The organism is Moorena sp. SIO4A1 (genome assembly GCF_010672065.1).
GTDB lineage: Bacteria > Cyanobacteriota > Cyanobacteriia > Cyanobacteriales > Coleofasciculaceae > Moorena.
Window position 1 is genome coordinate 1 of record NZ_JAAHHX010000757.1, and the last position, 1392, is coordinate 1392.

1 protein-coding gene is annotated in these 1392 nt (G+C 51.2%); it reads right to left on the reverse strand.

The window, feature by feature from the left end; all coding sequences use genetic code 11:
* Positions 1 to 158: 158 nt before the first annotated feature.
* The coding region (locus F6K53_RS42670; RefSeq protein ID WP_293086633.1) for an IS66 family transposase at positions 159 to 1392 on the reverse strand (1234 nt) is incomplete at its 5' end.

Sequence of the window (1392 nt, forward strand, 5' to 3'; positions counted from 1 at the left end):
GCGGTTTTAAATTCGGTCAGGTACAAAGTTCTGGGTTTTAGGGAGCAGGGAATCGGGAATCGGGAATCGGGAATCGGGAATCGGGAATCGGGAATCGGGAATCGGGAAAAAATCCTGTGGTAAGCATTCAGGTGTAGGGGTTGACAAAGCCATCCCAATTACTCAAAGTCAGGAATCAGAGACAATTCGTGAGAACGCTCCCGCACTGCCAAGGAAAGAGATCGTCCTAAAAACTCAACAGCTGAACGACCCTGAGCCCGACAAGACTGAATCCCACTCAGCAATGTCGCCGAACGGATAAACCCATCCCAGGAACGAGACCCACCGGCTACTTTCCGCTTAGTAACCGCCAGACGCAATGACCGCTCTGCCCGATTGTTATCGGGGGGCACTTGGGGGTAGTCAAGGAAATACCACCATTGATCGGACTTGTTCCTCAAGGACTTCAACAACAGCCCAGCCGCATGACCGGCTTTTGGACTCCAGGTCTCAATTGCCTCAGTTACTCGCCTTTTGAAAGACTCAGCCCAAGAAGCATAAGCGGATGCCTCACGGGTTTCGCGCCACTGGCGGTGTTGGGCAAAGGCTTCATCAATGAGGTCGAGAAAAGCCTGACCCAAGGCTTGCTGATGAGGCGGTTTCAGACGAGTGACTTGCTTAAAATGTCGTCGCAGATGGGCTAAACATTTCTGCTGAGCCGTCACTTGATAGCCGTTATAGACACTGAAATCGTCTGAAATGAGGACTCCAGCAAAACTCTGACCAAGTAAGTGTTCCAGTTCAACTCGTGAGCGAGTGTCTCCAGCATGGAACAAACTATATCCTTCTCCCGAGAGTACCCACATCCATTCTTTAACTCCCTTGACCAACCACGGGGACTCGTCGGCGTGAACGTGAGGTTGGGTCTTCACCCACTCTTTCAACTCCTTCACTTGTGATGTCACAGCTAATGCCACCCGCCGCGTGGTCGATTCTAGAGTTCCTAAGCTCACCTCGATTTTCCCGAACTCTCGCAACCACTCTTGTTGCTTCTCATAAGACAAATGACCGTAGTGTCCCAACCAGGCCAGCATTCCTTGCAAGTTGGCTGACAAGTCTTGTCCGGGGATGACATTTTCCGGTAACTCCCCCCCAACCAGAGTTCCACAGTGGTGACACACCCGTCGCTTCTGCTGGTACTCTACAATTTCGATGGGACGCTCTACCAGTTGAGCCACGACATAGCTTCGGGTTGAGCAATCCCTACTTTCCCACTGATTTCCCTTACAGATCGGACAACTTTGAGGTTCGACTACTACATATCGGTCAACCCGCCCAAATCCTTTTCGGGTTTTCCCTTTGTGTCCTGGTTGTCCTCCTGGTTTTCGTTTCTGCGAATCTGATTCCTTCGAC